Genomic DNA, 26,115 nt, shown 5'->3' with positions numbered 1-26,115 from the left:
CGCGGACGCCGGTGAGCTGTGGTCCGATCGGCCGGTGCTGGACCGCGTGCTGGACACCGTGCTCGACCGCAGCCTGGTCGGCGGCTACTCGAAGCTCGGGTACCTGGCCCGCCGGCGGACCTGGGCCGGATGGCGGGCCGATCCCCGTGCCGGCGCCCTGAGCGGACGGACCGCGCTGGTCACCGGGGCCGGTGGCGGGCTCGGCGAGGCGACCGCGACCGGGCTGGCCCGGCTCGGCGCGACGGTGCACCTGCTGGTGCGCGGTGAGGAGAAGGGCCGGGCCGCGCAGGACCGGATCCTGGCCGCCCTCCCGGGCCTGGAGCGGGAGCGGCTGCCGATCCAGATCTGCGACCTCGGCGAGCTGGCGCAGGTGCGGGCGTTCGCGACCCGGTTCGCGACCGAGGTCGAGGGTCTCGACGTGCTGGTGCACAACGCGGGCCTGCTGCCGTCCGAGCGCCTCGAGACTTCGGAGGGCAACGAGCTCACCCTCGCGGTGCACGTCCTCGGTCCGCTGCTGCTGACCCGGCTGCTCACCGACACCCTCGCCGCCGGGGCGGAGCGTTCGGGAAGCGGGTCCCGGGTGATCTTCGTGTCGTCCGGGGGCATGTACGCCCAGCCGCTGCGGGCCGACGACCTGCAGTTCCGCGACGGGACCTACGGCGGGACCGCCGCCTACGCCCGCACCAAACGGATGCAGGTGGTGCTGACCGGGCTGCTCGCGGACGAGCTGGCCGACCGGGAGATCGGCGTGCACGCGCTGCACCCGGGCTGGGCCGCGACGCCCGGGGTCACCGGGTCGCTGCCGGCGTTCGACAGGGTCGTCGGGCCGGTGCTGCGCACCCCGGAGCAGGGGGCCGACACCGCGGTCTGGCTGGCCGCGGCACCGGCCGGGATGCTCGGCACCGGCCGGTTCTGGCACGACCGCACGGTGCGCCCGCAGCACTACCTGTCGCGGACGCGGGAGACCGCCGCGCAGCGCGAGCGGTTCCGCGCCGAGCTGGACCGGCTCACCGGCTGAGCAGCGCCGCCGCGGCCCGGGTCACGTGGCCGGTGACGGCCTCCGGCCCGGCCCCGGCGACGGCGTCGGTGTGCAGCACGTTGCGCAGCAGGTGGATGCCCAGCAGCCAGCCGAGCAGCAGCTCGGCACGCAGCGCCGCGCCCTGCGGGTCCCCGCCGTCGCCGACGACGTGCGTGGTGAACGCCGAGATGAACGCCGTCGCGAGCTCGTCCCGCGCGGCGCGGGTGGCCTCGGAGCTCCCGGCCGAGCGCAGCACCGACTCGAACAGGTCGTGCTCCGGTCCGGGGCCCGGGCTCAGGATCGACCTCAACGTGCGGGGGAGCAGCTCGTCCTGCGGGCCGCCGTGCAGCACCGCCAGCGCGCGCTCCGCGGCGACCCGGGCGAACACCGCCTCCTTGTTGCCGAAGTAGCGGAACAGCAGCGCCTGGTTCACCCCGGCCCGGTCCGCGATCGCCCGCACCGTCGTCCGGTCGTAGCCCTGCTCGGCGAAGAGCTCGGCCGCCGCGGTGAGCAGGGCCCGGCGGCTGGTGTCGCCGGACGGCGGGGAGTCGGGCAGCGGGCCGGCGTCGGCGGGCACGGGGAGCCTCCGGTCGGGGTCGGGTGCACGTGGTAGGGGTGGCGCGGACCCGGTCGGGGATCCGTCGGGCGGACGGTAGCGCCCGACGGGTGGCGTGTGCCGGGCCGCCGCGCGGGGTATCTCGTGGGTACCCCGGAGAGTGCGGGGACCCGGAGAGCGGGGAGACCCGGAGAGCAGGAGGACACGCTTCCCATGACCGCAGGCGATGAGACCGACTTCCAGCCGGAGGCACCGGACATGGCGTCGGCGTTGCAGCTGGACACCGACGAGGCGCTGACCGGTCCCTCCGGCACCGACCCGCTGGATTCCGGATACGTGCCGCCGGACCGGCCCTACGGTGTCGACGACAACGCCGTCACCCCGGCCGGTGAGCGCGCGGGTGAGGACATCGAGGACCGGCTGGACCAGGAGCGCCCGGACGAGGAGGCGACGACCGACCCCGGCCGGGCGGGCCGGCTGGTCGAGGTCGCGGACGGCCCGGACGGCGCGCCGGGTGTCGACGGGGCTGCGTCCGAGGTGGGCGTCGACGGCGGCGCGGCCAGTGCCGAGGAGGCCGCGGTGCACGACGTCGACCCCGGTTACGAACCGGTGCCGGACGAGACCCCGGTCGGTGATCCGGAGGTCACCCGGCAGCTCGCCGACGACGACCACGCCGCGCAGGCGCAGGCCGATGCGGAGTGGGACGCCGAGACCAGCTTGCAGAACGAGCCCGAACGCTGAAACCGAGCGCTGGGGGCGGCGTCAGGCGGCGCTGGTCAGCCGGGCGATCGCGGCGTCCAGATCGAGGTGGTCGATCTCCTCGCCCAGGTCGACGATCTCCAGCGTGGCGTCCACGAACTGGGCGAGCAGGTCGCGGTCGACCTCCAGGACCGCGGAGCCGTCGTCCGACCGGATCTCGATCTCCACGACGTCGTACCCGTCGACCCGGCGCGGGCCCATCCGGATGTCGCCGATCCCGGTCGGCGTGGTCAGCCCCTCGATCACCAGGTCACGGGCGACCAGCCACTCGATCCAGCGGTCGGCCGAGCGGCGCACCGAGAACGAGATGGCGAACGGGTCCGCGGCACGGTAGGCCCAGCGGCTGACGATCGGGGAGGCCTGCCCGTGCAGAACGGTGAAGACATCCTGCTGGATCGAGTCGCTGGTCATCTCGCTGTCGCCTCTCCCGCACGTCCGTGACGGCCCGCCGCCGATGCGGCGGCCTTGTCCGGAACATCGTTCTGGCGACCCCGGATGCTGCACCTTCGGTCCGGATTCACCCGTTCGCGCCGTTGTCGTTCACCTCACGCTACCGAGATGGCGGTGGTGGACCGGCGCTCAGTCCCGGGGTCAGCGCTGATCGACCTCGGTCACCAGCCAGATCCCGCCCTGCCCGCTGCGGACGGTCTGCTGCAGCGTGACCAGCGCCTGCGCGCTGCTGCGGCCGTCCTGCAGGTCGACCCGGCCCGGAGCGAGCACGACGACCTTCGGGTTCCGGTACCCCAGCTCGGACCCGGCGAAGGAGATCGCGACCTCCTCGGGGTCGAGCAGCCACGGGTCGCTGCCCCGGTCGACCTGCTGCTGCAGGTTCCGGGCGGACGCGGCGTCGGTGGCCGGCCAGATCGGCCGGGCCGGCTGTGCGGCGGGGGCGGGGGCCGCGTTCCCGCCGGGCCTGCCGTCGCCCGGTCCTCCGGTGCGGGCCGGGTCGCCGGACTCCTCGCCGGAGGTGCTCCCGGAATCCCCTGTGGACTTCTGCTCGGACGGGGTCGTCGGGGTGGGGGAGTCGGTCGTGGAGGGTGCGGTCGTCGGGGACGGCGGGGCGGCGGGTGCGGTCGTCGGGGCCGGGGTGCGCATCGCCGCGGGCAGCTCGGCGTTCCCGCAGCTCGCCAGCAACACGGCCAGCAGCAGGAGGGCCCCGCCGACCAGCACGCCGCGCAGCACCAGCCGCGGACGCACCGCCCCGAGACGCACCCGCGCCGGCCCGCGCCGTCGTGTGGCGGGCGGGACCTTCGGCAGGTGCGGTACGGACACGCGGGCACCCTAGAACCGCGAGGCCGCCCGGAGCTCGACACACCGCCGTCCGGGGCGCAGGATCCCGTCGTCCGGGTGACGCGGGACCACTAGGGTGCGCGATGACGGCCGGGGACCGCCTTCGTGGCTGACGGGGGTCCCGCACTACCCACGAGCCAACGAGGTGCACGCACAATGGCGTCCGCTACCGGCACCGCCGCGACCGAGAAGTTCCTCGCCGCGCGCGACTTCCTGCTCGCCCACCGCGAGGACTACGACACGGCCCACCGGGACTTCCGCTGGCCAGAGCTGGACGAGTTCAACTTCGCGCTCGACCACTTCGACGTCGCCGCCGCCGACCCCGAGCGGGGTGCCCGCCGCGCGCTCTGGATCGTCGAGCAGGACGGCTCGCAGGCGCACTGGACCTACGCCGAGCTGTCCGAGCGGTCCAACCGGGTGGCGAACTGGCTGCGCGCGCAGGGCGTCGGGCGCGGCGACCGGATCATCCTGATGCTGGGCAACCAGCTGGAGCTGTGGGAGACGCTGCTCGCCGCGATGAAGCTCGGCGCGGTCGTCATCCCGGCGACGACCCTGCTCACCCCGTCCGACCTGCAGGACCGGGTGGACCGCGGGCGGGCGCGGCACGTGGTCGTCGGAGCGGCCGACACCGCGAAGTTCGACGACGTCGCCGGCGACTACACCCGGATCTCGGTCCGCGGCGCGGTGGACGGGTGGCGGGACTACTCCGGAGAGGCGTACGACGCCGACCCGTCGTTCACCCCGGACGGCGTCACGAAGGCCTCCGACACGCTGCTGCTCTACTTCACCTCCGGCACCACCGCCCAGCCGAAACTGGTCGAGCACACGCACGTCTCCTACCCGGTCGGGCACCTGTCCACGATGTACTGGATCGGGCTGGAGCCCGGTGACGTGCACCTGAACATCTCCTCGCCGGGCTGGGCCAAGCACGCCTGGTCGAACGTGTTCGCCCCGTGGATCGCCGAGGCGACCGTGCTGGTGATGAACTACGCGAAGTTCGACGCCGAGTCGGTGTTCTCGGTGCTCACCGACTGCGGCGTGACGAGCTTCTGCGCCCCGCCGACCGTGTGGCGGATGCTGATCCAGGCCGACCTGTCGACGTTGACGGCCCCGCCGCAGAAGGTCGTCGGCGCCGGTGAGCCGCTCAATCCCGAGGTCATCGAGCAGGTCGAGAAGGCGTGGGGACTGCGCATCCGGGACGGGTTCGGGCAGACCGAGACCAGCGTGCAGATCGCCAACCCGCCCGGGCAGCCGGTCAAGCCGGGGTCGATGGGGCGCCCGATCCCGGGCTTCGTCGTGGCGCTGGTGGACCCGGCGACCGGCGAGGTCGGCGACGAGGGCGAGATCTGCCTGGACCTGAACCACCGCCCGACCGGGCTGATGGTCGGGTACGCCGACGACCCGGAGCGCAACGCCGAGGCGATGGCCGGCGGCTTCTACCACACCGGCGACGTCGGCGCCCGGGACGAGGCCGGCTACATCACCTACGTCGGCCGGTCCGACGACGTGTTCAAGGCCAGCGACTACCGGATCAGCCCGTTCGAGCTGGAGAGCGTGCTGATCGAGCACCCGGCGGTGGCCGAGGCCGCGGTGGTGCCGTCGCCGGACCCGCTGCGGCTGGCGGTGCCGAAGGCCTACGTGGTCCCGGCCCAGGGGCACGAGCCGAACGAGGAGACCGCCCGGTCGATCCTGCAGTTCGCCTACGACAACCTCGCGCCCTACAAGCGGATCCGCCGCCTGGAGTTCTTCGACCTGCCGAAGACGATCTCCGGGAAGATCCGGCGGGTGGAGCTGCGCGGGCGGGAGGGGGAGCTGCACGGCGATCCGCAGGTGCAGCCTGCCACCGAGTACACGTTGTAGGCGCTGCGCGCCCGTGAGTGGTTATCGCGGTCAGGACCGCGATAACCACTCACGAGTCGTAGTGGCCGGGCCAGTCCCTGTACGGGATCCGGGAGATCTCGATGACCTCGCCGAGCCGGGACCACTCGTTGCGGCCGAGCCGGGCCAGCGGGGCGAGCCTGCGGACGTCGGGGAGCGAGTTGCCGCGCGCGTCGGTGACGAACACGCTCTCGTCGATCGCGGCGTGCGTGACCCGGCCGATCACCACGGTCGAGTTCCCCAGTTCGATGTTGGCGTGCAGCGTGCACTCCAGCGCGACCGGGGACTCGGCCACCCGGAACGGGGTGACGGTCGCGCTCGGCTCCGGAGTGAGCCCGACCGAGGCGAACTCGCTGATCTCGGAGGGGAAGTCGGTCGACGTGGCGTTGATCTTCTCGAACATCGGCTCGCCGGCCAGGCAGACGACGAACTCCCGGGTCGCCGAGACGTTGCGCAGCGAGTCCTTGATCCCGACCGAGGTGAACTGCACCATCGGCGGGTCCACGCAGGACACCGTGAAGAACGAGTGCGGGGCGAGGTTGTCCACGCCCTCGGCCGAGCGGGTGGACACCCAGGCGATCGGCCGGGGGACGACGACGCTGGTCAGGAGCTTGTAGAACGGGCCGGTACCCATCTCGTCCGGCGTGAGGTCCGTGCGCATGCACTGATCCTCCCCTCTCCGGCTCCGGGGCGCCGTCCTACCGTCCCGGTATGCGCTCTCGCGCCCGGTCGGCCGGGCTGATGATCGGGATTCTGGCCGACGCGGTGCTCGCCGATCCGCGGCGCGGGCATCCGGTCGCCGGGTTCGGGGCGCTCGCCGGGGCCCTGGAGCGACGGCTCTACCGGGACTCGGTACCGGCCGGCGCCGGATACGCGGCGATCCTGGTCGGGGCCACCGTGGGCGCCGGGGTCCTCGTCGAACGCGCCCGGCTGCCGCCCGCCGCGCGGGTGGCGGCGACCGCGGTCGGCACCTGGGCGGTGCTCGGCGGGACGTCTCTGGTGCGCGAGGGGGAGGCGCTGGCGCGTGCCCTGGACGCGGACGACCCGGTGTCCGCCAGGGCCCGCGTGTCGCACCTGTGCGCGCGCGACCCGGAGCTGCTCGACGTCGCCGGGATGGCCCGCGCCGGCGTGGAGTCGCTCGCCGAGAACACCTCGGACGCGGTCGTCGGACCGTTGGTATGGGGTGCGCTCGCCGGGCTGCCGGGGCTGCTCGGGTACCGCGCGGTGAACACCCTGGACGCGATGGTCGGTTACCGCTCGCCCCGCTACCACCGCTTCGGTCGGATCCCGGCCCGCCTCGACGACCTGGTCAACCTGCTCCCGGCCCGGGTCACCGCGCTGGTCACGGTCGCGGTCGCGCCGCTGGTCGGCGGCTCGCCGCGGGCCGCGCTGCGGGCCTGGCGCCGGGACGCGGCCGGTCACCCCAGCCCGAACGCCGGCCCGGTCGAGGCCACCGTCGCCGGCGCGCTCGGCCTGCAGCTGGGCGGCTCGACGAGGTACGCCTACGGCACCGAGGAACGCCCGTCGCTGGGGGAGGGGCCGGTGCCCGCGGTGGCCGACCTGCACCGGGTGGCGCGGCTGTCCCGGCTGGTCGCGGGGGCCGTGGGGCTGCTGGCCGTCGGGGCGGTGGCACTGCGAGACGCTGCGTGCTGCCCGGCACCCGCCGTTGACCACGGGTGGCGTCGATGGCGGGATCGTGTGGGTGGCACCGCGCTGCCACGGGCAGCTCGCTGAGGTGCTCAGGTGCCGCTGGTGGTGTGCTCGTCGCGGAGGGGGGCGTCGTCCGCGCCGGGGCCGGGGGCGTACCCGTCCCGGCCCGAGAGCTGGTCCCGCAGGCTGCCGCGGGTCTCCCGCTTCCCGCGGCGCTGGAGCAGCTCCAGCCGGATGAAGATCCCCAGCGCGACCAGGGCGACCGCGCCGAAGGTCAGCCACTGCAGGGCGTAGGAGAAGTTGCTGAACGGGGCGCCGCCACCGGGCGGGGTGACCGGGATCGCCCGCAGCACGCCGGGCTGGCCCTCCTCCAGCGCCACGACGCCCTCGACGGGACGCAGGCCGGTCGCGTCGGCGAGCGACCGGGAGTCCGCGGCGTAGATCTGGCGCGTGCCGTTCTCCAGCAGCGGCGGCCGCGCGGACGGGTCGGTCTCGTTCGTCTTCAGCCGTCCCTCGACGGTCACCGTCCCGGCCGGGGCGGGGGCGAACGCCGGCACCTCGCTGCGGTCGGTGGCCGGCACCGACCCGCGGTTCACCACCACGGTCCGGCCGTCGGTCAGGCGCAGCGGGGTCAGCACCTCGAACGCCGGGGCGCCGTCGACCACCCGCAGCCGGACCAGGGCCTCCCCGGCCGGGTCGAACTCGCCGGTCAGCGACACCCGCCGCCACTCGTCGCCGTCGTTGATCGCATCGTCCGGCACGAGCTGCGCGAACGGCACCGCCGGCGTCGCATCGGCCTCGGCGATCGCCCGGGCTTGCCCCTCCCGCTGCGCCTCGCGGGAGAACTGCCACGGGGCGAGCAGCGTGTAGCAGGCCACCACGAACGCGCACACCGCGACGATGAACGCGATCCACCCGGGCCGGAGCAGGAATCGCACACCCTCAGGGTAGCGACGACCGACCCGGCGATACTGGAGGCGTGGGTGAGCTGCGGGGTGCGGTACTGATCGCCGGGACGACGTCGGACGCGGGCAAGAGCGCCGTCGTCGCCGGGATCTGCCGCTGGCTGGCCCGGCGCGGGGTGTCGGTGGCGCCGTTCAAGGCGCAGAACATGAGCAACAACTCGGTCGTCACCCCGGATGGTGGGGAGATCGGCCGGGCCCAGGCCGCGCAGGCGTTCGCCTGCGGGATCGCGCCCAGCGTCGACCTCAACCCGGTGCTGCTGAAGCCGGGCAGCGACCGGACCTCGCAGGTCGTCGTGCGCGGCCGGGCGGACGGGCAGGTGTCCGCGCTGTCCTACCGGCACCGCACGGCCGCGCTGGCCGAGGTCGTCACCGCCTCGCTGGCCGACCTGCGGTCCCGTTACGACGTCGTCGTCTGCGAGGGCGCCGGATCGCCCGCGGAGATCAACCTGCGGGCCACCGACCTGGCCAACATGGGGCTCGCCCGCCGGAGCGAGCTGCCGGTGCTCGTCGTGGGGGACATCGACCGGGGCGGGGTGCTCGCGCACCTGTTCGGCACGCTCGCCGTGCTCGACCCGGCGGACCAGACGGCGATCGCCGGGTTCGTGATCAACAAGTTCCGCGGCGACCCGCGGCTGCTCGACCCCGGCCTGGAGCAGCTCCGCGGGCTCACCGGGCGGCCCACCCTCGGCGTGCTGCCGTTCGCCGACGGGCTCTGGCTCGACGCCGAGGACTCGCTGTCCGCGGTCGGCGACGGCGTGCTGGGCCGGCCCGCGCCGCCGCGTGGCGAGCAGTGGCTGCGCGTCTCGGTGGTGCGCTTCCCGCGGATCTCGAATGCCACCGACGCCGAGGCGCTGGCCTGCGAACCGGGCGTCGCGGTGCGCTACGTGACCGAGCCGTCCCGGATCGCCGACACCGACGTCGTCGTGCTGCCGGGGTCGAAGGCGACGGTGGCGGACCTGGCGTGGCTGCGCTCGTCCGGGATGGCGGACGCGGTGCTGGCGCACGCGGCGGCCGGCCGGCCGGTGCTCGGGATCTGCGGCGGGTACCAGATGCTGGGGCGGACGATCGCCGACCCGGACGGTGTCGAGGCCGCGCCGGGTACCCGCGTCGACGGGCTGGGGCTGCTCGACCTGGAGATCGCCTTCGACCCGAACAAGCACCTCGGGAACCCCACGGGGACCGCCTGGGGCGAGACCGTGACCGGCTACGAGATCCACCACGGACGGGTGCGGCGCTCCGGTGAGCCGGGTCTGGTCGGGGACGAGGGCTCCGACCGGGGCCACGTGCTCGGCACGCACTGGCACGGGATCGCCGAGAACGACGGGTTCCGCCGCCTGCTGCTCACCCGGCTGGCGGCCGAGGCCGGCCGGCGGGGGTTCGCGGTGGCGGAGGACACGTCGTTCGCGGCCGAACGCACCAGGCAGGCGGATCTGCTCGCCGACCTGGTCGAACATCATCTCGATACGTCGTCACTTGAACATGTGATCCGACACGGTGCGCCCGCCGACCTCCCGGTGCTGGGTTCCGGTCTGGCAGCCTCACGGCCGTGAGCACGACCAGCACGTCCCCGAGCAGTACCCCGCGGTTCCCGTTCTCCGCCGTCGTCGGGCACGACGACCTGCGGCTGGCGTTGCTGCTCAACGCCGTGCACCCGGGCGTCGGCGGGGTGCTGGTGCGCGGGGAGAAGGGCACCGCGAAGTCGACCGCGGTGCGCGCGCTGGCGGCGCTGCTGCCCGAGCTCGACGTCGTGCCCGGCTGCCGGTTCGGCTGCGACCCGGCGGCACCCGACCCGAACTGCCCGGACGGGCCGCACCGGGCTGGGGCCGGGGCCGACGCCCGCCCGGCACGGCTGGTCGAGCTGCCGGTCGGCGCCACCGAGGACCGCCTGGTCGGGTCGCTGGATCTGGAACGGGCCCTGTCCGAGGGGCGCCGCGCCTACCAGCCCGGCCTGCTCGCCGAGGCGCACCGCGGTGTGCTCTACGTCGACGAGGTCAACCTGCTGCACGACCACCTGGTCGACCTGCTGCTCGACGCCGCCGCGATGGGCCGCGCGCACGTCGAGCGGGACGGCGTCTCGGTCTCGCACGCGGCCCGGTTCCTGCTGGTCGGGACGATGAACCCGGAGGAGGGCGAGCTGCGCCCGCAGCTGCTCGACCGGTTCGGGCTGACCGTGGAGGTGCGGGCGTCGCGCGAGGTCGGCACCCGGGTCGAGGTGACCCGGCGCCGGATGGCGTTCGAGGACGACCCGGCCGGGTTCGCCGCCCGGTTCGCCACCGACGAGACCGCGACCGCGGACCGGCTGCGGGCCGCGCGGGAGCGGGTGTCCACGGTCGTCACCGACGACCGGGAGTTGCGCCGGATCGCGTTCGTCTGCGCCCGATTCGAGGTCGACGGCATGCGCGCCGACCTGGTCATCACCCGGGCCGCGGCGGCGCACGCGGCCTGGCAGGGCCGCGACGCGGTGACCGAGGACGATGTCCGGGTCGCCGCCCGGCTGGCGCTGCCGCACCGCCGGCGACGGGACCCGTTCGACGAGCCCGGGCTCGACGAGCAGGAACTCGAGCAGGCCCTGCGGGACGCCGCCGAGCACCTCGACGACGACCCGGACGAGGACCCGGACGACGACCCGGACGACCCGGACGATGATCCCGACCCCGGCGGCCCGGGCTCGCCCGAGGACGCCCCGGACACCGGTCCGGACGGCTCCGACGGCGGCGAGCGCGGCGACGGTCCCGACGGCCCCGACGACGCGGCCGGCTCCGACAGTTCCGGCACCCCGCCATCCGGCCCCGCGGGCGGGCCGGCCGATCAGCAGGACTTGGCCGACGGAGCCGCGGACTCCGAAGGCACCGAGGAGCCGCAGGCCACCGACGGGCCGCCCGACCCACCCGGGGACCAGGACGATCCGACGGCCCGGGGCGGCGACGGCGGGGAGGGACGCGCCGTCGTGCTCGGCGAGGCGTCGCGGCTGCGCTCCTCGACGGTCCGGAAGTTCACCGTGCCCGGCCTGGGTGCCGGCGCACCCGGCCGCCGTTCCCGCGCCCGCACCGACACCGGCCGGGTGGTCCGCCCGACCGGCGGCGGCACCACCCGCGCCGCCGACCTGCACCTGCCGGCCACCGTGCTGGCCGCCGCCCCGCACCAGCGCGACCGCGGGCGACGCGGCGCCGGCCTGCTGGTCCGGCGCACCGACCTGCGGCGCGCCGAGCGGGAGGGCCGGGAAGGGAACCTGGTGCTGTTCGTCGTCGACGCGTCCGGGTCGATGGCCGCCCGCAAGCGGATGACCGCGGTGTCCGGCGCCGTGCTTGGCCTGCTCCGGGACGCCTACCAGCGCCGGGACAAGGTCGGTCTGGTGACGTTCCGGGGCCGCACCGCGGAGCTGGCGCTGCCGCCGACGTCGTCGGTGCCGACCGCGCAGCAGCGGCTCGCGAAGCTCCGCACCGGCGGGCGGACCCCGCTGGCCGAGGGGCTGCTGAAGGCCCGCACGGTGCTCGCCGCCGAGCGGCGCCGCGACCCGCGCCGCCGCCCGCTGCTGGTGCTGCTCACCGACGGCCGCGCCACCGTCGCGGCCCGCCCCGGCGGCGACCCGGTGGCCGACGCCCGCCGGGCCGCCGGGCTGCTGGCCGCGGCCGGGGTGCACACCGTCGTCGTCGACTGCGAGACCGGGTACGTCCGGCTCGGGCTGGCCGCGCCGCTGGCCGCCGCGGCCGGCGGCGAGCACGTCACCCTGGACGAGTTGACCGCCGGCAGCGTGGGCGACCTCGTGCGCACGGCACGAGCGGCCTGAGCGCAGCGAACATCAGCACTGAAGGGAGAAGCGCAGTGCCGCAGGGACAGGTCACCAGCACCCCCGACGACGGGCTGACCACCCGCCAGCGCCGCAACCGGCCGCTGCTGGTGGTGCACACCGGCGTCATGAAGGGGAAGTCGACGGCGGCGTTCGGGATGGCGTTGCGCGGCTGGAACCAGGGCTGGCCGATCGGGGTGTTCCAGTTCGTGAAGTCGGCGAAGTGGAAGGTCGGCGAGGAGGAGGCGTTCCGCGCGCTGGACCGGGTGCACGCCGAGACCGGCCAGGGCGGGCCGGTGGAGTGGCACAAGATGGGCTCGGGCTGGAGCTGGTCGCGCAAGCGCGGCTCGGAGACCGACCACGCCGCGGACGCCGCGGAGGGCTGGGCCGAGATCCGCCGCCGGATCGAGAACGAGCAGCACCGGGTCTACGTCCTCGACGAGTTCACCTACCCGCTCAAGTGGGGCTGGATCGACGTCGAGGAGGTCGTCGAGGTGCTGACGAACCGGCCCGGGCAGCAGCACGTGATCATCACCGGCCGGGACGCTCCGCAACCGCTGATCGACGCCGCGGACCTGGTCCTGGAGACGGGCAAGGTCAAGCACCCGATGGACGATGGCCAGAAGGGGCAGCGGGGGATCGAGTGGTGACCGCGTGAGCCCGCCACCGGCGGTGGTGATCGCCGCGCCGTCGTCGGGGAGTGGGAAGACGACCGTCTCCACCGGCCTCATGGCCGCGCTCGCCCGGCGCGGGACCCGGGTCGCGCCGTTCAAGGTGGGCCCGGACTACATCGACCCCGGCTACCACACCCTCGCGGCCGGGCGGCCCGGCCGGAACCTCGACGTCGTCCTGCAGGGGCCCGAGCGGATCGCGCCGCTGGCCCGGCACGGCGCCGGGGGCGCCGACGTCGCGGTCGTCGAGGGCGTGATGGGGCTCTTCGACGGGCGCATCCCGGACGGGGCCGGATCCACCGCGCAGGTCGCGGCCGCGCTGGGCGCCCCGGTGGTGCTGGTGGTCGACGTCCGCGGGCAGTCCCGGTCGCTGGCGGCGCTGCTGCACGGGTTCCGGTCGTTCGAGGACACCGTCGGGGTCGCGGGCGTGATCCTGAACCGGGTCGGGTCGGAGCGGCACGCCGAGGTGCTCCGCGCCGCCGCCGACGAGGTCGGCCTGCCGGTGCTGGGCGCGGTGCCGCGGCGGGCCGAGCTGGCCGTGCCGTCCCGGCACCTCGGGCTGATCACCGCCGCGGAGCACGGTGTCGCCGCGACGGCGGCCGTGGACGCGATGGCCGAGCTGGTCGCGGCGCACGTCGACCTGGACGCGGTGCTGGCCCTGGCCCGCCCGCTGCCCGACGGCCCGGCCTGGGACCCGGCCGCCGAGATCGCCGCCGCGGCGGGCCCGGGCGGCGGTGCAACGGGCGGCGCGGGACCGGGCGGCGCGGCGGCGAGCAGCGGAGGACCGGGTGGCGCTGCGCGCCCGGTCGTGGCGCTGGCCGGGGGACCGGCGTTCGGGTTCGGGTACGCCGAGCACGCCGAGCTGCTGCGCGCCGCGGGCGCCGAGGTCGTCGCGCTGGACCCGCTGCGCGACCCGGGCTTGCCCGAGCGGACCGCGGCGCTGGTGCTGCCCGGCGGGTTCCCCGAGGAGCACGTCGGGGCGCTGGGGGAGAACGCGCCGCTGCGGGCGGCGGTGGCCCGGCTGGCCGCGTCCGGGGCGCCGGTGCACGCCGAGTGCGGCGGCCTGCTCTACCTGTGCCGCGACCTCGACGGGACGCCGATGTGCGGGGTGCTGGACGCCGCCGCTGCGATGAGCCCGCGGCTGACCCTGGGCTACCGGGAGGCCGTCGCCGTGTCGGGGTCGCCGCTGTTCCCGGCGGGGAGCCGGACCGGGGCGCACGAGTTCCACCGCTGCGCCGTGAACCCCCGCGCCGGTGCGGCGCCCGCCTGGGCCTGGCGCGGCGGCGAGCCCGAGGGCTTCGTGCAGGACGGGGTGCACGCGTCGTTCCTGCACACCCACCCCGCCGGCGTGCCGGACGCGGTGGCCCGGTTCGTCGCCGCCGCCCCGGTCGCATGATCGACGGCCCGTGATCGACGGTTCTGGAGCGGAACGTTCGGTGGGCGAACGCCACGCTCCACGACCCTCGATCACCGTAGGGATCGGGCTGCGACCGGGGATCGGGGCGGAGCCGGTGCGGACGCTGCTGGACCGGGTCGCCGCGACGCACGGGCTGGACCTGACCCGGGCGACGTTCGCGACCCTCGACGTCCGGGCCGCCGAGCCCGGACTGCTCGACGCGCTGGCGCCCGCCGTGCCGTGCGGGTTCACCGCCCCCGCGCTCGCCGGGGTGGCCGTCCCGCACCCCAGCGCCCGGGTCGCCGCGGCGACCGGCACCCCGGGCGTCGCCGAGGCCGCCGCGCTGCTCGCCGCCGGGCCCGGCGCGATGCTGATCGTGCCGAAGACCGCGGGCGACGGCGTCACGGTCGCCGTCGCCCGCCGGGCCCGCTGAGCCCCGACCCGCCGAGACCCCGGCCGGCGCGCCCCCACACCACGCGCCACACCGCGGGGCCGGGGCTGTCGTGGTGTGGGGTTGGCCTCCGCGGTCTCGGACAGCCGGGCACCGGTCGTTATCCTCGATCGTCGCCGTCGAGCGGGACCCCGGTGCGACCCGGGGCTCCCGCCGCCGTGTCCGGGCGCGGACGGACACCCCGGGAGAGGAACGTCGTTGAGCGCGCAGCACGAGCAGTACCTGGTCGGCCTGGACCTGTCCGGACGCCGGGCGGTCGTCGTCGGCGGGGGGCAGGTCGCCCAGCGCCGGACCGCCCGCCTGATCGCGTCCGGCGCGGTCGTCGAGGTCGTCTCGCCCGAGGTGACCCCGGCCGTCGAGGGGATGGCGTCGGCCCGGGAGGTCACTTGGACCGCCCGCCGCTACACCGACGGCGACCTGGAGGGTGCCTGGTACGCCATCGCGGCCACCGACGACCCGGCCGTGAACGCCGCCGTCACCGCCGAGGCCGAGCGGAACCGGATCTTCTGCGTGCGCGCCGACGACGGCGCCGCCGGCAGCGCGGTCACCCCGGCTACCGGTGCGCACGACGGGCTCACCGTCGGCGTACTGGCCCGCGGCGCGCACCGCCGGTCGGCCGCCGTGCGGACCGCGCTGGTCGAGGCGCTGCAGTCCGGTGCCGTGGACGAGGACGCGGAGCCCCCGCAGGCCGGCGTCGCGCTGGTCGGGGGCGGTCCCGGCGACCCCGAGCTGATCACCGTGCGCGGCCGGCGGATGCTGTCCCGGGCGCAGGTCGTCGTCGCCGACCGGCTGGGCCCGCGGGACCTGATCGACGAGCTCCCGGCCGACGTCGAGGTCGTGGACGCCTCCAAGATCCCCTATGGCCGCGCGATGGCCCAGGAACGGATCAACGAGCTGCTGATCGAGCACGCCAGGGCCGGCAGGTTCGTCGTCCGGCTCAAGGGCGGTGACCCGTTCGTCTACGGCCGCGGGTTCGAGGAGGTCCAGGCCTGCGCCGCGGCCGGGGTGCCGGTCACCGTCGTCCCCGGGATCACCAGCGCGTTCGCCGCCCCCGCCGTCGCCGGGACGCCGGTGTCGCACCGCGGGGTGGCGCACGAGATCGTCGTGGTGTCCGGGCACGTCGCCCCGGAGGACCCGCGCAGCCTCACCGACTGGGCGGCGCTCGGCCGGATGCGCGGGACGATCGTGCTCATGATGGCCGTCGAGCGGCTCGGCCGGTTCGCCGAGGTGCTCGTCGAGCACGGCCGGGACCCGCAGACCCCGATGCTGATCGTGCAGGACGGCACCACCCGCATCCAGCGCAGCGTGCGCGGCACCCTGGCGACGGCCGCGCGGGTCGCGGCCGAGCACGAGATCAGCCCGCCGGCGATCGTGGTGATCGGGCCGGTGGCCGGCCTGGAGGCACCCGTCGGGTCGTGAGCCCGGCAACAGGTTGCACACTGCAATCGTGCAATATGCAACCCTCGGCGGCATGCCGGAGGAGATGACCGGCGGCGCCCTCGCGGGCCCGCGCGGTGCCGGCCGCGCCCTGCACCGCACCCTGGTCGGCACCCGTCCCGGCCTGGTCGGCCTCGCGCTGATCATCGGCCTCGGGGCAGGCCTCGGATCGGTGCTGTTCCACGAGCTGATCCTCGGGGTGACCTGGCTGGTCACCGGCCGCGCGGACTTCTCCGACGCCGGCCGGGTGGCCTCGACCCACCTGCCCGTACTGGGGTTCTGGTTCCTGCTGGTCGCTCCGGTGCTCGGCGGGCTCGTGTACGGCCCGCTGGTCCAGCGGTTCGCGCCGGAGGCCCGCGGCCACGGCGTCCCCGAGGTGATGGTCGCCGTCGCCCGCAACGGGGGCCGGATCCCGGCGACGGTGGCCGGGGTGAAGGCGCTCGCCTCCGGGATCTGCATCGGCACCGGCGGCTCGGTCGGCCGGGAGGGCCCGATCGTGCAGATCGGCTCCGCGCTGGGCTCGGCGATCGGGCAGTGGCTGCGGGTGCCCTCCACCCGGATGGTGCTGATGGTCTGCTGCGGCGCCGCCGGCGGGATCTCCGCGACGTTCGACGCGCCGATCTCCGGTGTGGTGTTCGGGCTGGAGCTGATCCTGCGCTCGTTCAGCGCCGAGGCGTTCGGCGTCCTGGTGATCAGCTCGGTGACGGCCAACGTCGTCGCGAAGCTGATCGCGGGCGACACCGCGATCCTGACCCTGCCGCACTTCGAGCTCGGCAGTGCCGCGAGCCTGCCGCTCTACGCCGTGCTCGGCCTGCTCGCCGGGCTGCTCGGCTGGGCCTTCGCGCGGATCCTCTACGTCGTCGAGGACGCCTGCGACCGGGTCTGGCGCGGCCCGGAGTGGCTGCGCCCCGCGGTCGGTGGCCTGCTCCTCGGCGCCCTGCTGCTCGCGCTGCCGCAGATGTACGGGGTCGGCTACCCGGTGCTGGAGAACGCGATCGAGAGCCGGTACGCGCTCGGGTTCCTGCTGCTCCTGGTCGTCGGCAAGATCCTCGCGTCCAGCCTGACGATCGGGATCGGCGGCTCGGGCGGGGTGTTCGCGCCGTCGCTGTTCGTCGGCGGCACCGCCGGCACCGCGTTCGGGATCGCGGCGAGCGCGGCGTTCCCGGCGCTGGACCTGAACCCGGGCGCGTTCGGCCTGGTCGGGATGGCGGCGGTCTTCGCCGGGGCCGCGCACGCGCCGATCACCGCGGTGCTCATCGTGTTCGAGCTGACCGGCGACTACGCGCTGATCCTGCCGCTGATGGCGGCCGTCGTGCTGGCCACCGGGCTGAGCAACCTGGTGTCGCGGGACACGATCTACACGCTCAAGCTGTTGCGGCGCGGGATCGACATCGCCGCCGACACCCCGGTGGACGAGGCGCTGCGCCGGGTCACCGTCGGCGAGCTGATGCGGCCGGTCGAGGGCGCCCTGGTGCCGCGGGGCACGCCGCTGGTCGACGAGCGGCCGGCCGCCGGGACCGGTGTCGCGAGCGACGGCCCGGGCCCCGCCCCGGCCGATCCGGGGCCGTCCGTGCTCGGCGCCGACGCCGCCCCGGCGGATCCGGGGCTGCCGGTGCTCGGCGCCGACACCCCCGTCCGGGACGTGCTGGACCTGCTCGCCCGGCACCGCGGCACCCGGCTCGCGGTCCGCGACACCCCGGACGGCCCGGTGCGCGGCACCCTCGCCGAGCACGACGTGCTCGACCACCTGCGGGGTGTGGGGTCGGCCGGGATCGGTTGACCGTCGTCAGTCCGCGTGATGGGCTCGACCCGACGACGGTGGCAGGAAGCCGGTGCGAGTCCGGCGCGGTCCCGCCACTGTCATCGGGGAGCGTGTCCCCAGCACACGGTCACCGCCGCGGACGCGGACGGGAAGGCCGGGGGCGCGTGACGATCCGGGAGCCAGGAGACTGCGCCGTCGTCGCACGATTCCCGCGCTGAGGGCGAGGACCCCTCGAGGAGGACCTGCGATGAACCCCGTCCTGTCGGTGCTCGGCACCGCAGCCGACCCCGCCACCGGCCCCGCCGACCCGCTCGCGGAGGCCGACACCGTGTTCACCTTCCCGCCCCGGGCCGACGATCCCGAGTCGGTCGCCCTGTTCTACGCCGAGGCGTGGCGGGTCGAGCGGGTCACGCCGCGGGACGCGGTCGCCCGGGTGTCGGCGTGGGCGGCGAGCCGGTCGGCCGGTGCCGCGGTGCTGCTGGTGTCCGGCGACCCCGCCGCCGACGCCGCCCTCGGCTCGGTGCTCGACGGCCTGACCCGTGCCGTCCCGGAGCTGGACGTGCGCGTCCCGGCCGGGGCCCGGGTGGCCCCACCGCACCGCAGCCCGCTGATCGGCTGACCCCCGCCCGCCGCGCCGGGTGTCCGCCGCCGCGCCGGGGTGTCCGCGCGCACGTGCTGGCACGCCCGGGCCCGGCCGGCGGTGCGGCGTGCTCACGGCCCAGGGCGCCAGCTGTCCAGCGGGTCGGCCCGGGTCAGCTCGGGGTCGGCGGCGTCCAGCGTCCGGGTCCGCCCCGGCCCGGTCACCGCGGTCTCGAAGCGCACGGTGACCCGGCCGTGCCCGGCGCCCTGCACCCAGCCGTGCCCGTGCTCGGGGTGCCGCACGTCGTCCCCGGCCCGCCACGGGCGCTCCGGCTCCGGCGGGCCCTCGCCGTCCGGCCGGGTCGGACCGGGGGCGATCCGGGCGCCGTTCGCGTCCTCCGGCGGGCCGAAGCCACCGTCGTCGACGGTCACCTGGTCCGGCTCCACCGGCTCCTCGACCGGGGTGCGCGGGAGCCCGTTCGTGGTCGGGTCGACCGGGGCCGCCGCCCAGCCCTGCTCGGAGGGGACGGCGTCGAACAGGGCCAGCGGTGGCTCGTCGTCGAACCCGGACACCGACACCCCGAGCAGCCGCACCCCACCCTCGCCGACGGCGGCGTCGGCCAGCCGGCGGGCCATCGCGGACAGCGTCGAGAGCTCCCGGCTGGCGAACGGCGTCGTCTCCGACCGGGTCGCCGTCACGAAGTCCCCGGTGCGCGCCTTGACGGTGACGGTCCGGGCGGCCCGGCCGTCGGCGACCAGCCGCCGGTGCACCGCGGCGACGATCGTCCCGATCGCCTCGTGCACCGCGCTCATCGCCGTCAGGTCGGTGTCGAACGTGGTCTCCGCGCTGATCTGCTTCGCCGCCCCGCGCGGGGCCACCGGGCGGTCGTCGATCCCGCGCGCCAGCCGGTGCAGCTCGGTGCCCATCGCGGTGCCGAGGATCCCGGCGACCTCGCGGGTGTCCATCGCGGCCAGCTGCCCGATCGTGTCGATCCCGATCTTGCGCAGGGCCTCGCCGGACACCGGTCCGATGCCCCACAGCGACCGGACCGGCAGCGGCGCGAGCACCGCGTCCTGCTCGGCGTGCGCGACGACCAGCAGCCCGTCCGGCTTGGCCAGCTCGGAGGCGATCTTGGCGACCTGCTTGCCGGACCCGACCCCGACCGAGGCCGGCAGGCCGGTCCGCTCCCGCACCGCGGCCCGCAGCTCGGTCCCGAACCGGTGCACCTGCTCCGGGTCCGCCCCCGCGAGGTCCGGCGGCTCGAGGAACGCCTCGTCCACCGACACCGGTTCCAGCACCGGGGACGCGCCGGACAGCACGCCCATCACCTCGTCGGAGATCGCCTTGTAGAGCGGGAACCGGGGCGGCAGCACGGTGGCGTGCGGGCAGCGGCGCCGGGCCTGGCCCATCGGCATCGCCGAGCGGGCCCCGAACACCCGCGCCTGGTAGCTCGCCCCCGCGACGACCCCGCGCGGCCCGAGCCCACCGACGAGTACGGGCCGATCGGCCAGTGTCGGGCGGGTGAGCTGCTCGACGGAGGCGAAGAACGCGTCCATGTCCAGGTGCAGCACCCAGCGTGCGGGGGCGGCCGGACTGCTCACCCCCGCATTGTCGCCCGGCGCACCGACAGCACCGCGTCGCCGTCCGCGAGCTCGACCGGCGGCGTGGCCGGACCGGGCCCGGCGACCGCGCCCGGGTGGTCGTCGTGCGGGGTGGCGACGTCGGCGACCCACCAGTCGCCCGCGACACCGGACCACTCCAGCACCCGTGGCGGACCGTCCGGCGGGCTCAGCGTGAGCGCGTCCATCGGCAGCGTCAGGCCCTCACCGGTCGCCTTGAGCAGCGCCTCCTTGCGGGTCCAGGTGACCAGGAACGACGCCGGCTCCAGCGGGTGCGCGGCGCGCTCGGCTGTGGACAGGGCGTGCTCGGCCAGCCCGTCCAGTCCGGACAGCGGGCGGTGCCGGTCGACGTCGACGCCGACCGGGCCGGTGCCCACCGCCACCCCGACCAGGTCGCCGGAGTGGGTCAGCGAGAACCCGGGGTCGTCGCCGCGCGCCGCCAGGCGGGGCTTGCCGTGCGGCTTCCCGCAACGGCAGGTGCGGTCCATGTCCAGGGTGACCGGGTCGGCGTCCAGGCGGCCGGCCAGCACCAGCCGGGCCAGGGCGTGCGCCGCGAGGTAGCGGTGCCGGTCGTCGTCGCGGCGCAGCGCAGCCATCCGCTGCTGCTCGTGCGCGTCGAGCAGGGCGGCGAGATCGGGCCGCGCCGACGGGTCGATCGGCCGGGCCCACCAGACGGTGACGGTCACCCCGCCACCCTGGCACGCCGCAGCCCCGCCCCGCGCTCGCCTGCTTGCCGCACCCCGTTCCCGGGTGCCGCACCCCATGCGTGGGGTGCGGCACCGGGTCGTAGGGTGCGCGGCCGGTCAGCCGGAGCGCCGCGCCGCGAAGTCCGTGCGGATGTGCGCGGGCTTGGCGTGCGGGGTCGGCCCGTGTTGCGGGGCGCTACCGGGCCGGACGCGTGGTCGGCGGTGCGGCCCCGGCGGGCCGCCCGCCGTTCCGCGCGGTTGGCCGGGCGATCCGCAGCCCCGGTGGGCTGCTCGCCGACGGCCTGCGTGTCGAGGCCGGCCGGGGCCTCGGCGGCCGTGGTCGTGGTCGTGCTGGGTCGGGTGGTGCGCATACGGGCCTCCTGCGTGGCTGGTCGCACCCGCTCGGGTGCTGGTGACGGTGGGACGCGAGGGGCCGGCGACGACGTGCGGGTCCGGAGGCGTGCCGGTGCGCGGGGCGCGCATGCGGGCGCGGTCGGTTCCGGGCCGGGACGGACGTCACGGGCCGGCGGCGGGATGCGGGACTCCCCGGCCGCGACCCGCCCACGGCAGGTGTCGGCGCGGGCCCCGCGGGCCGCTCAGAGGAACCGGATCAGCATGGCCGGAACGGTAGGACCACCGCAGCGGGCGGCGCCACCGGTTTATCCGGCTACCGTCGTGGGTGATGGACGGGGACACGGATCTGGTGGTGGTCGGCGGCGGGATCGCCGGCGTCTCGGTGGCCTACGAGCTCGCGGCGCACGCCCGCGTGACGCTGCTGGAGGCCGAGCACGACCTGCCGGTGCACTCCACCGCCCGCTCCGCGGCCACCTACATCCCCGGGCACGGGGCGGGCCCGTTCCGGGCGTTGATCGACGCGTCCGGGCCGCGGTTCGCGGTGCTGGAACGCGAGCTGGACACCCCGCCGCTGCTCGCCCCGCGCCCGGTGCTGACCGTGGCCGAGGACGACGAGGCCGTCGCCGCCCTGGCCGCGACCCTGGACGAGCAGCGCGGCGAGCCGGGTGCCCCGGTGCCGCTCGATCCGGACGAGGCCGTGGCCCGCTGCCCGGTGCTGCACCGGCCGCGGGCCGCAGCCTGGACCCCCGGCGCCTGCGACGCCGACGCGATCGCCCTGCACGACGGCTACCGGCGCGGCCTGCTGGCGCGCGGCGGCACCGTGCTGCGGGACGCCCGCGCCGTCGCGATCAGCCGGGACGGGTCGGGCTGGACGGTGGACACCGCGGGCGGGCAGCGGGTCCGGGCCGCCGAGGTGGTCGACGCGGCCGGCGCGTGGACCGAGCAGGTCGCCGCGCTGGCCGGCGTCCCGGGCGCGGGGTTGCGGCCCTACCGGCGCACGATCGCCGCCTGCCCGGCGCCCGACCCGGCACGGCTGCGGGTCCCGGACGGTGCGGGCGGTTCCGCGCCGCTCCCGCTGACCGCCGACGCCGCCGAGCGCTGGTACCTCAAGGCCGAGACCGACGCGGTGCTGGTCTCCCCGGCCGACGAGACCCCGGCCGAGCCCGGTGACGCCCGCGCGGACGAGCTCGACGTCGCGCTGGCCCTGGACCGGGTCGGCGCCGCGACGACGCTGGGCCTGCGCTCGGTGCGCACCGCGTGGGCGGGCCTGCGCACGTTCGCGCCGGACCGCGGCCCGGTGCTGGGGGCCCGCCCGGAGCACCCCGGCTTCCACTTCGTCGCCGGGCAGGGCGGGTCGGGCATCGAGTCGGCACCGGCGCTGGCCGCGGTGGCCGCCGCCGTCGTCCTCGGGAAGCCGCTCCCGGACGACGTCGCGCTGGACCCGGACGTGTGCTCGATCACTCGGTTCGCCGCGGTGTAAGCGCGCGCTTACCGCCGCTGGCATGATGGTGTCCATGGCGCTGACCACCACCGGCACCGACCCGCACGAGCTGTTCACCGGCGGGTTCTGGAGCGATCCCTACCCCGCCTACGCCGCCCTGCGGGAATCCGAACCGGTTCGCAAGCTCGCCCTCCCGGACGGCGAGATGTGGCTGCTCACCCGGCACGCCGACGTCCGCGAGGCGTTCGTCGACCCGCGCCTGAGCAAGGACTGGCGGTACACGCTGCCGGAGGAGCAGCGCGCGGACATGCCGGCGGCGCCGACCCCGATGATGATCCTGATGGACCCGCCGGACCACACCCGGCTGCGCAAGCTGGTGAGCCGGTCGTTCACCGTGCGCCGGATGTCGGAGCTGCAGCCACGGGTCGAGGAGATCGCCGCGGATCTGCTGGCCCGGATGCCGGAGGACGGCACCGTGGACCTGATGCGCGAGTACGCGTTCCTGGTGCCGGTGCAGGTGATCTGCGAGCTGCTCGGGGTTCCCGCCGAGGACCGTGACGACTTCTCGGCCTGGTCGTCGGTGCTGGTCGACGAGTCCCCGGCCGACGACAAGAACGCCGCGATGGGCAAGCTGTACGGCTACCTGAGCGAGCTGATCGCGCGCAAGCGGACCGAGCCGGACGACGCGCTGCTGTCGTCGTTGATCGAGGTCAGCGACACCGACGGCGACCGGCTCTCCTCCGAGGAGCTCGTCGCGATGGCGGTCATGCTGCTGATCGCCGGGCACGAGACGACGGTCAACCTGATCGGCAACGGCGTGCTGGCCCTGCTCACGCATCCCGACGAGCTGGCCCGGCTGCAGGCGGACCCGTCGCTGATCACGAGCGCGGTGGAGGAGTTCCTGCGGTTCGACTCACCGGTCGCGCAGGCGCCGATCCGGTTCACCGCCGAGGAGGTGACCTACTCCGGCGTGACGATCCCGGCGGGGGAGATGGTGATGCTCGGCCTGGCGGCCGCCAACCGGGACGGTGACTGGGTGGAGCGTCCGGACCAGCTCGACCTGGGCCGGGACACCTCGGGTGGCGTGTTCTTCGGGCACGGCGTGCACTTCTGCCTGGGTGCCCAGCTGGCCCGGATCGAGGGCCGGGTGGCGATCGGCAAGCTGGTCGCCGACCGCCCGGACCTGGCGCTGGCGGTGGATCCGTCCGAGCTGACCCACCGCCAGTCCACCCTGGTCCGAGGCCTGACGAACATGCCCGTCGCCCCCGGCCCCCGCGCCTGACGCTCCGCCTGCACGGTCAGTGCAGTGGGGCGGCGGTCTGGTCGCGGACGTCGTCTTCGGTGACGCCGGGGGCGGTCTCGATCAGGGTGAGGCCGTCGGGGGTGACGTCGATGACGGCGAGATCGGTGACGATCTTGGTGACGCAGCCCAGGCCGGTGATCGGCAGGCGGCACTTCTCGACGATCTTCGCCGTACCGTCCTTGGCGACGTGGTCCATCATCACGATGACCTGCCGGGCACCGTGCACGAGGTCCATCGCCCCACCCATACCCTTGATCATCTTGCCGGGGACGGCCCAGTTCGCCAGGTCCCCGTTCACCGCGACCTCCATCCCGCCCAGGACGGCGACGTCGAGTTTCCCGGCCCGGATCTGGCCGAACGACTCCGCCGAGCCGAAGTAGGCGGCGCCGTCGTTGACGGTGACGGTCTCCTTCCCGGCGTTGATCAGGTCCGGGTCGACCTCGTCGTCTGTCGGATAGGGGCCGACGCCGAGGATCCCGTTCTCCGAGTGCAGGATCACGGTGCGCCCGGCCGGGATGTGCCCGGGCACCAGGGTCGGCATCCCGATACCGAGATTGACATAGGAGCCGTCGGGCAGCTCCCGGGCGACCCGGGCGGCCATGTCGTCGCGTGAGAGCGCCATCTACTTGCTCACCGTCCTGAACTCGACCGGCTTGTCCGCATCGGGTACGTGCAGTACCCGGTGCACGTGGATGCCGGGGGTGTGCACCGCGTCGGGGTCGATCTCGCCGGGCTCGAGCAGGTGCTCGACCTGGGCGATCGTGACCCGCCCCGCCGCGGCACTGTCGGGGTTGAAGTTCCGCGCCGAACGCCGGTAGACGAGGTTGCCGTGCCGGTCACCCTTCCAGGCGTGGACCAGCCCGAAGTCCGGCGTCAACGCCCGCTCCAGGACGTAGGAGGCGCCGTCGAACTCGCGGACCTCCTTCTGCGGGGAGGTGATCGCGACCGTCCCGTCCGGGTGATGCCGCCACGGCAGGCCACCCTCGGCGACCATCGTGCCGACCCCGGCCGGGGTGTAGAACGCCGGGATCCCGGCACCCCCGGCCCGCAACCGCTCGGCCAGCGTGCCCTGCGGGGTCAGCTCCACCTCCAGCTCCCCGGCCAGGTACTGGCGGGCGAACTCCTTGTTGTTGCCCACGTACGAGCCGATCGTGCGCCGGATCCGCCCCGCCGCGAGCAACGTGCCCAGCCCGAACCCGTCCACACCCAGGTTGTTCGAGATCGTCTCCAGGTCCGTCGCGCCCTGCTCCAACAGCGCCGCGATCAACACCGTCGGAACCCCGGACATCCCGAACCCACCGACCGCCAACGACGCACCGTCACCGATATCGGCGACCGCCTCCGCGGCGGACGCCACCACCTTGTCCATCACGCACCTCCGTCGAGCCCAGGCTACCGGATCGTTCGCCAAACGTACAGACGTTCGCTCTGCGAACACCGAGGCGCGCACCGGCGCGCATGCCGAGGGGCACCCCGGGGCCCGGTGGAGGCGAGGGTGCCCTTCGGGGCCGAAGTCGGCGCCGGCGCACCTGCCGCCGTCGGCGCGGGCGGCACCGGCGGCGCGGGTCGCACCGGCGACGGAACCGGCGTCGTCAGGCGGGGTCGGTGTGCTCGTCGCCGACGGCGATCTCACCGTCGGCCAGGACGTCGGCGTAGACCCCTGCGCAGGCCCAGACGCCGCCGACCTGCGGGATCTCGATCCGGTTGTGCTTGGCGACGGTCCGCAGCGTGTTCCGGTCCTCGGGCACCCCGGAGGCCTTCGGGCCCTGCGCCAGGGTGGTCATCACGCAGCGCATGGTCGCGAAGGAGTACCGCAGGTCGACCGCGCCGATCCGCGCCTCGGAACCCGGCCAGTCGTTCTCGACGAAGCCGGGGGCGGTGCCGTCCAGGAGCACGTTGGGCCGGTACCGGCGGGGGTCGAAGTCGGCGTCCGGGGCCAGCTCCCGCAGCCGGTCCAACGTGGAGTCGGTGAGCACGTGCAGGGTTGACAGGTCGAAGAAGGTGCCCGGGGCGCCGAAGGCGGAGACGTCGAACCGGCTCACCCGCTCGCCGGAGTCCTCGCGCCGGGCGGTCGTGCCCTCGATCAGTCCCTCGGGGGCCAGCTGGTCGACCGGCAGACCGTCGAACTCCGGCCAGACCTCCTCGAACTGGCTGCCCTCCGGCGGCTCGGCGATCAGCCGCACCGCGCGGCCCAGCGCCGCGGACAGCGCGGTGTCGACCCCCTCGTCGTCGGAGCGCAGCATCGACCCGTCCGGGAACCTGATCTCGACCTCGGGCAGCGGGCGGCCGGGCTCGGGATCGGCGGCGAACCGGGCGGAGAACTCCAGCAGCCCCGCCCACAGCCGGGGCACCTTCGCACTGGCGACGGTTCCGGACTCCTCGTCGTAGATCGCGAACGCCCGGTCGCCGAGGAGCCCGCGGGCCGTCACCGTCGAGCGCTCGACCGACTCGCCGAGCATGGACTTCACGGGATAGCGGTGCAGGGAGAGGACCGTCATGCCCCCGGTGTCTA

At 75.3% G+C, this 26,115-nt stretch carries 24 protein-coding genes and 1 riboswitch; of the genes, 14 read left to right on the top strand and 10 right to left on the bottom strand.

Features of this window, described 5'->3' with window-relative positions; genetic code table 11:
- Positions 1-34: 34 nt before the first annotated feature.
- Positions 35-1,018, top strand: coding sequence for an SDR family NAD(P)-dependent oxidoreductase (locus ACLFMI_RS12110; protein ID WP_410947897.1), 984 nt, complete (start codon positions 35-37; stop codon positions 1,016-1,018).
- Here the strand turns inward: ACLFMI_RS12110 and ACLFMI_RS12105 are convergent.
- Positions 1,008-1,595, bottom strand: a complete 588-nt coding sequence (locus tag ACLFMI_RS12105) for a TetR/AcrR family transcriptional regulator (protein WP_410947896.1) — start codon at positions 1,593-1,595, stop codon at positions 1,008-1,010. The genes ACLFMI_RS12110 and ACLFMI_RS12105 overlap by 11 nt on opposite strands.
- A gap of 192 nt (positions 1,596-1,787) precedes the next feature.
- On the opposite strand from ACLFMI_RS12105, the gene ACLFMI_RS12100 reads away from it, so the two are divergent.
- A complete protein-coding gene (locus ACLFMI_RS12100; protein ID WP_410947895.1) occupies positions 1,788-2,315 on the top strand; it encodes a DUF5709 domain-containing protein in 528 nt (175 codons plus the stop codon).
- A gap of 21 nt (positions 2,316-2,336) precedes the next feature.
- Here the strand turns inward: ACLFMI_RS12100 and ACLFMI_RS12095 are convergent, their stop codons facing one another.
- Both ACLFMI_RS12095 and ACLFMI_RS12090 read right to left on the bottom strand, forming a co-directional pair.
- Positions 2,337-2,744, bottom strand: a complete 408-nt coding sequence (locus ACLFMI_RS12095) for an SsgA family sporulation/cell division regulator (protein ID WP_410947894.1) — start codon at positions 2,742-2,744, stop codon at positions 2,337-2,339.
- A 180-nt stretch (positions 2,745-2,924) separates the two neighbouring features.
- A complete protein-coding gene (locus ACLFMI_RS12090) occupies positions 2,925-3,605 on the bottom strand; it encodes a hypothetical protein (protein ID WP_410947893.1) in 681 nt (226 codons plus the stop codon).
- A 174-nt stretch (positions 3,606-3,779) separates the two neighbouring features.
- Here ACLFMI_RS12090 and ACLFMI_RS12085 point away from each other — a divergent pair, with 174 nt between their 5' ends.
- Positions 3,780-5,483, top strand: coding sequence for an AMP-binding protein (locus ACLFMI_RS12085; protein WP_410947892.1), 1,704 nt, complete (start codon positions 3,780-3,782; stop codon positions 5,481-5,483).
- Positions 5,484-5,532: 49 nt separating this feature from the next.
- On the opposite strand, the gene ACLFMI_RS12080 is transcribed toward ACLFMI_RS12085, so the two are convergent.
- Positions 5,533-6,162 carry a flavin reductase family protein gene (locus ACLFMI_RS12080; RefSeq protein ID WP_410947891.1) on the bottom strand — a complete coding sequence of 210 codons (630 nt, stop codon included), beginning with the start codon at positions 6,160-6,162 and terminating at the stop codon, positions 5,533-5,535.
- Between the two features lie 50 nt (positions 6,163-6,212).
- Here ACLFMI_RS12080 and ACLFMI_RS12075 point away from each other — a divergent pair, with 50 nt between their 5' ends.
- Positions 6,213-7,235 (top strand): cobalamin biosynthesis protein, encoded by a 1,023-nt coding sequence (locus ACLFMI_RS12075; protein ID WP_410947890.1) that lies wholly within the window; start codon positions 6,213-6,215, stop codon positions 7,233-7,235.
- 5 nt (positions 7,236-7,240) lie between these two features.
- Here ACLFMI_RS12075 and ACLFMI_RS12070 read toward each other — a convergent pair whose 3' ends face one another.
- Complete coding sequence (locus tag ACLFMI_RS12070) at positions 7,241-8,089, bottom strand: SURF1 family cytochrome oxidase biogenesis protein (RefSeq protein WP_410947889.1); 849 nt, start codon at positions 8,087-8,089, stop codon at positions 7,241-7,243.
- Between the two features lie 50 nt (positions 8,090-8,139).
- Here ACLFMI_RS12070 and ACLFMI_RS12065 point away from each other — a divergent pair, with 50 nt between their 5' ends.
- The 8 genes from ACLFMI_RS12065 (at position 8,140) to ACLFMI_RS12030 (ending at position 18,239) form a co-directional block, all read left to right on the top strand.
- Positions 8,140-9,666: a cobyric acid synthase gene (locus ACLFMI_RS12065; RefSeq protein ID WP_410947973.1), complete on the top strand. Its 1,527-nt coding sequence runs from the start codon at positions 8,140-8,142 to the stop codon at positions 9,664-9,666.
- Entirely contained in the window at positions 9,663-11,903 is a 2,241-nt protein-coding gene (locus ACLFMI_RS12060; RefSeq protein WP_410947888.1) for a VWA domain-containing protein, read from the top strand. The genes ACLFMI_RS12065 and ACLFMI_RS12060 overlap by 4 nt, the downstream gene beginning before the upstream one ends.
- A gap of 35 nt (positions 11,904-11,938) precedes the next feature.
- A complete protein-coding gene (gene cobO, locus ACLFMI_RS12055; protein WP_410947887.1) occupies positions 11,939-12,553 on the top strand; it encodes a cob(I)yrinic acid a,c-diamide adenosyltransferase in 615 nt (204 codons plus the stop codon).
- A 4-nt stretch (positions 12,554-12,557) separates the two neighbouring features.
- Positions 12,558-13,970: a cobyrinate a,c-diamide synthase gene (locus tag ACLFMI_RS12050; RefSeq protein ID WP_410947886.1), complete on the top strand. Its 1,413-nt coding sequence runs from the start codon at positions 12,558-12,560 to the stop codon at positions 13,968-13,970.
- Positions 13,971-13,980: 10 nt separating this feature from the next.
- Positions 13,981-14,403: a cobalamin biosynthesis protein gene (locus tag ACLFMI_RS12045; RefSeq protein ID WP_410947885.1), complete on the top strand. Its 423-nt coding sequence runs from the start codon at positions 13,981-13,983 to the stop codon at positions 14,401-14,403.
- 216 nt (positions 14,404-14,619) lie between these two features.
- Positions 14,620-15,840 (top strand): uroporphyrinogen-III C-methyltransferase, encoded by a 1,221-nt coding sequence (cobA, locus tag ACLFMI_RS12040; RefSeq protein ID WP_410947884.1) that lies wholly within the window; start codon positions 14,620-14,622, stop codon positions 15,838-15,840.
- Positions 15,841-15,868: 28 nt separating this feature from the next.
- A complete protein-coding gene (locus tag ACLFMI_RS12035; protein ID WP_410947883.1) occupies positions 15,869-17,638 on the top strand; it encodes a chloride channel protein in 1,770 nt (589 codons plus the stop codon).
- Between the two features lie 19 nt (positions 17,639-17,657).
- A riboswitch (cobalamin riboswitch) is annotated at positions 17,658-17,831 on the top strand.
- Between the two features lie 36 nt (positions 17,832-17,867).
- A complete protein-coding gene (locus tag ACLFMI_RS12030) occupies positions 17,868-18,239 on the top strand; it encodes a hypothetical protein (RefSeq protein WP_410947882.1) in 372 nt (123 codons plus the stop codon).
- Between the two features lie 92 nt (positions 18,240-18,331).
- Here ACLFMI_RS12030 and ACLFMI_RS12025 read toward each other — a convergent pair whose 3' ends face one another.
- The gene (locus ACLFMI_RS12025) at positions 18,332-19,801 is read right to left on the bottom strand and encodes a DNA polymerase IV (RefSeq protein ID WP_410947881.1); all 1,470 of its coding nucleotides are present in this window, start codon (positions 19,799-19,801) and stop codon (positions 18,332-18,334) included.
- The gene (locus tag ACLFMI_RS12020; RefSeq protein ID WP_410947880.1) at positions 19,798-20,505 is read right to left on the bottom strand and encodes a 4'-phosphopantetheinyl transferase family protein; all 708 of its coding nucleotides are present in this window, start codon (positions 20,503-20,505) and stop codon (positions 19,798-19,800) included. Before ACLFMI_RS12020 ends, ACLFMI_RS12025 begins: the two co-directional genes overlap by 4 nt.
- Positions 20,506-21,187: 682 nt before the next feature.
- Between ACLFMI_RS12020 and ACLFMI_RS12015 the strand changes: the two genes are divergently transcribed.
- Complete coding sequence (locus tag ACLFMI_RS12015) at positions 21,188-22,339, top strand: NAD(P)/FAD-dependent oxidoreductase (RefSeq protein ID WP_410947879.1); 1,152 nt, start codon at positions 21,188-21,190, stop codon at positions 22,337-22,339.
- A gap of 34 nt (positions 22,340-22,373) precedes the next feature.
- A complete protein-coding gene (locus ACLFMI_RS12010; RefSeq protein WP_410947878.1) occupies positions 22,374-23,582 on the top strand; it encodes a cytochrome P450 family protein in 1,209 nt (402 codons plus the stop codon).
- A 16-nt stretch (positions 23,583-23,598) separates the two neighbouring features.
- On the opposite strand, the gene ACLFMI_RS12005 is transcribed toward ACLFMI_RS12010, so the two are convergent.
- The 3 genes from ACLFMI_RS12005 to ACLFMI_RS11995 form a co-directional block, all read right to left on the bottom strand.
- Positions 23,599-24,225 (bottom strand): 3-oxoacid CoA-transferase subunit B, encoded by a 627-nt coding sequence (locus tag ACLFMI_RS12005; RefSeq protein WP_410947877.1) that lies wholly within the window; start codon positions 24,223-24,225, stop codon positions 23,599-23,601.
- Entirely contained in the window at positions 24,226-24,972 is a 747-nt protein-coding gene (locus ACLFMI_RS12000) for a CoA transferase subunit A (protein ID WP_410947876.1), read from the bottom strand. It lies immediately after the preceding gene.
- A 223-nt stretch (positions 24,973-25,195) separates the two neighbouring features.
- Positions 25,196-26,101, bottom strand: a complete 906-nt coding sequence (locus tag ACLFMI_RS11995) for an MOSC domain-containing protein (protein ID WP_410947875.1) — start codon at positions 26,099-26,101, stop codon at positions 25,196-25,198.
- Positions 26,102-26,115: the final 14 nt, after the last annotated feature.

The organism is Pseudonocardia nantongensis, assembly GCF_046546495.1.
Taxonomy (GTDB): domain Bacteria; phylum Actinomycetota; class Actinomycetes; order Mycobacteriales; family Pseudonocardiaceae; genus Pseudonocardia; species Pseudonocardia nantongensis.
Note: the sequence above shows the minus strand (reverse complement) of the source record. Positions and strands in the feature narration are given on the sequence as shown.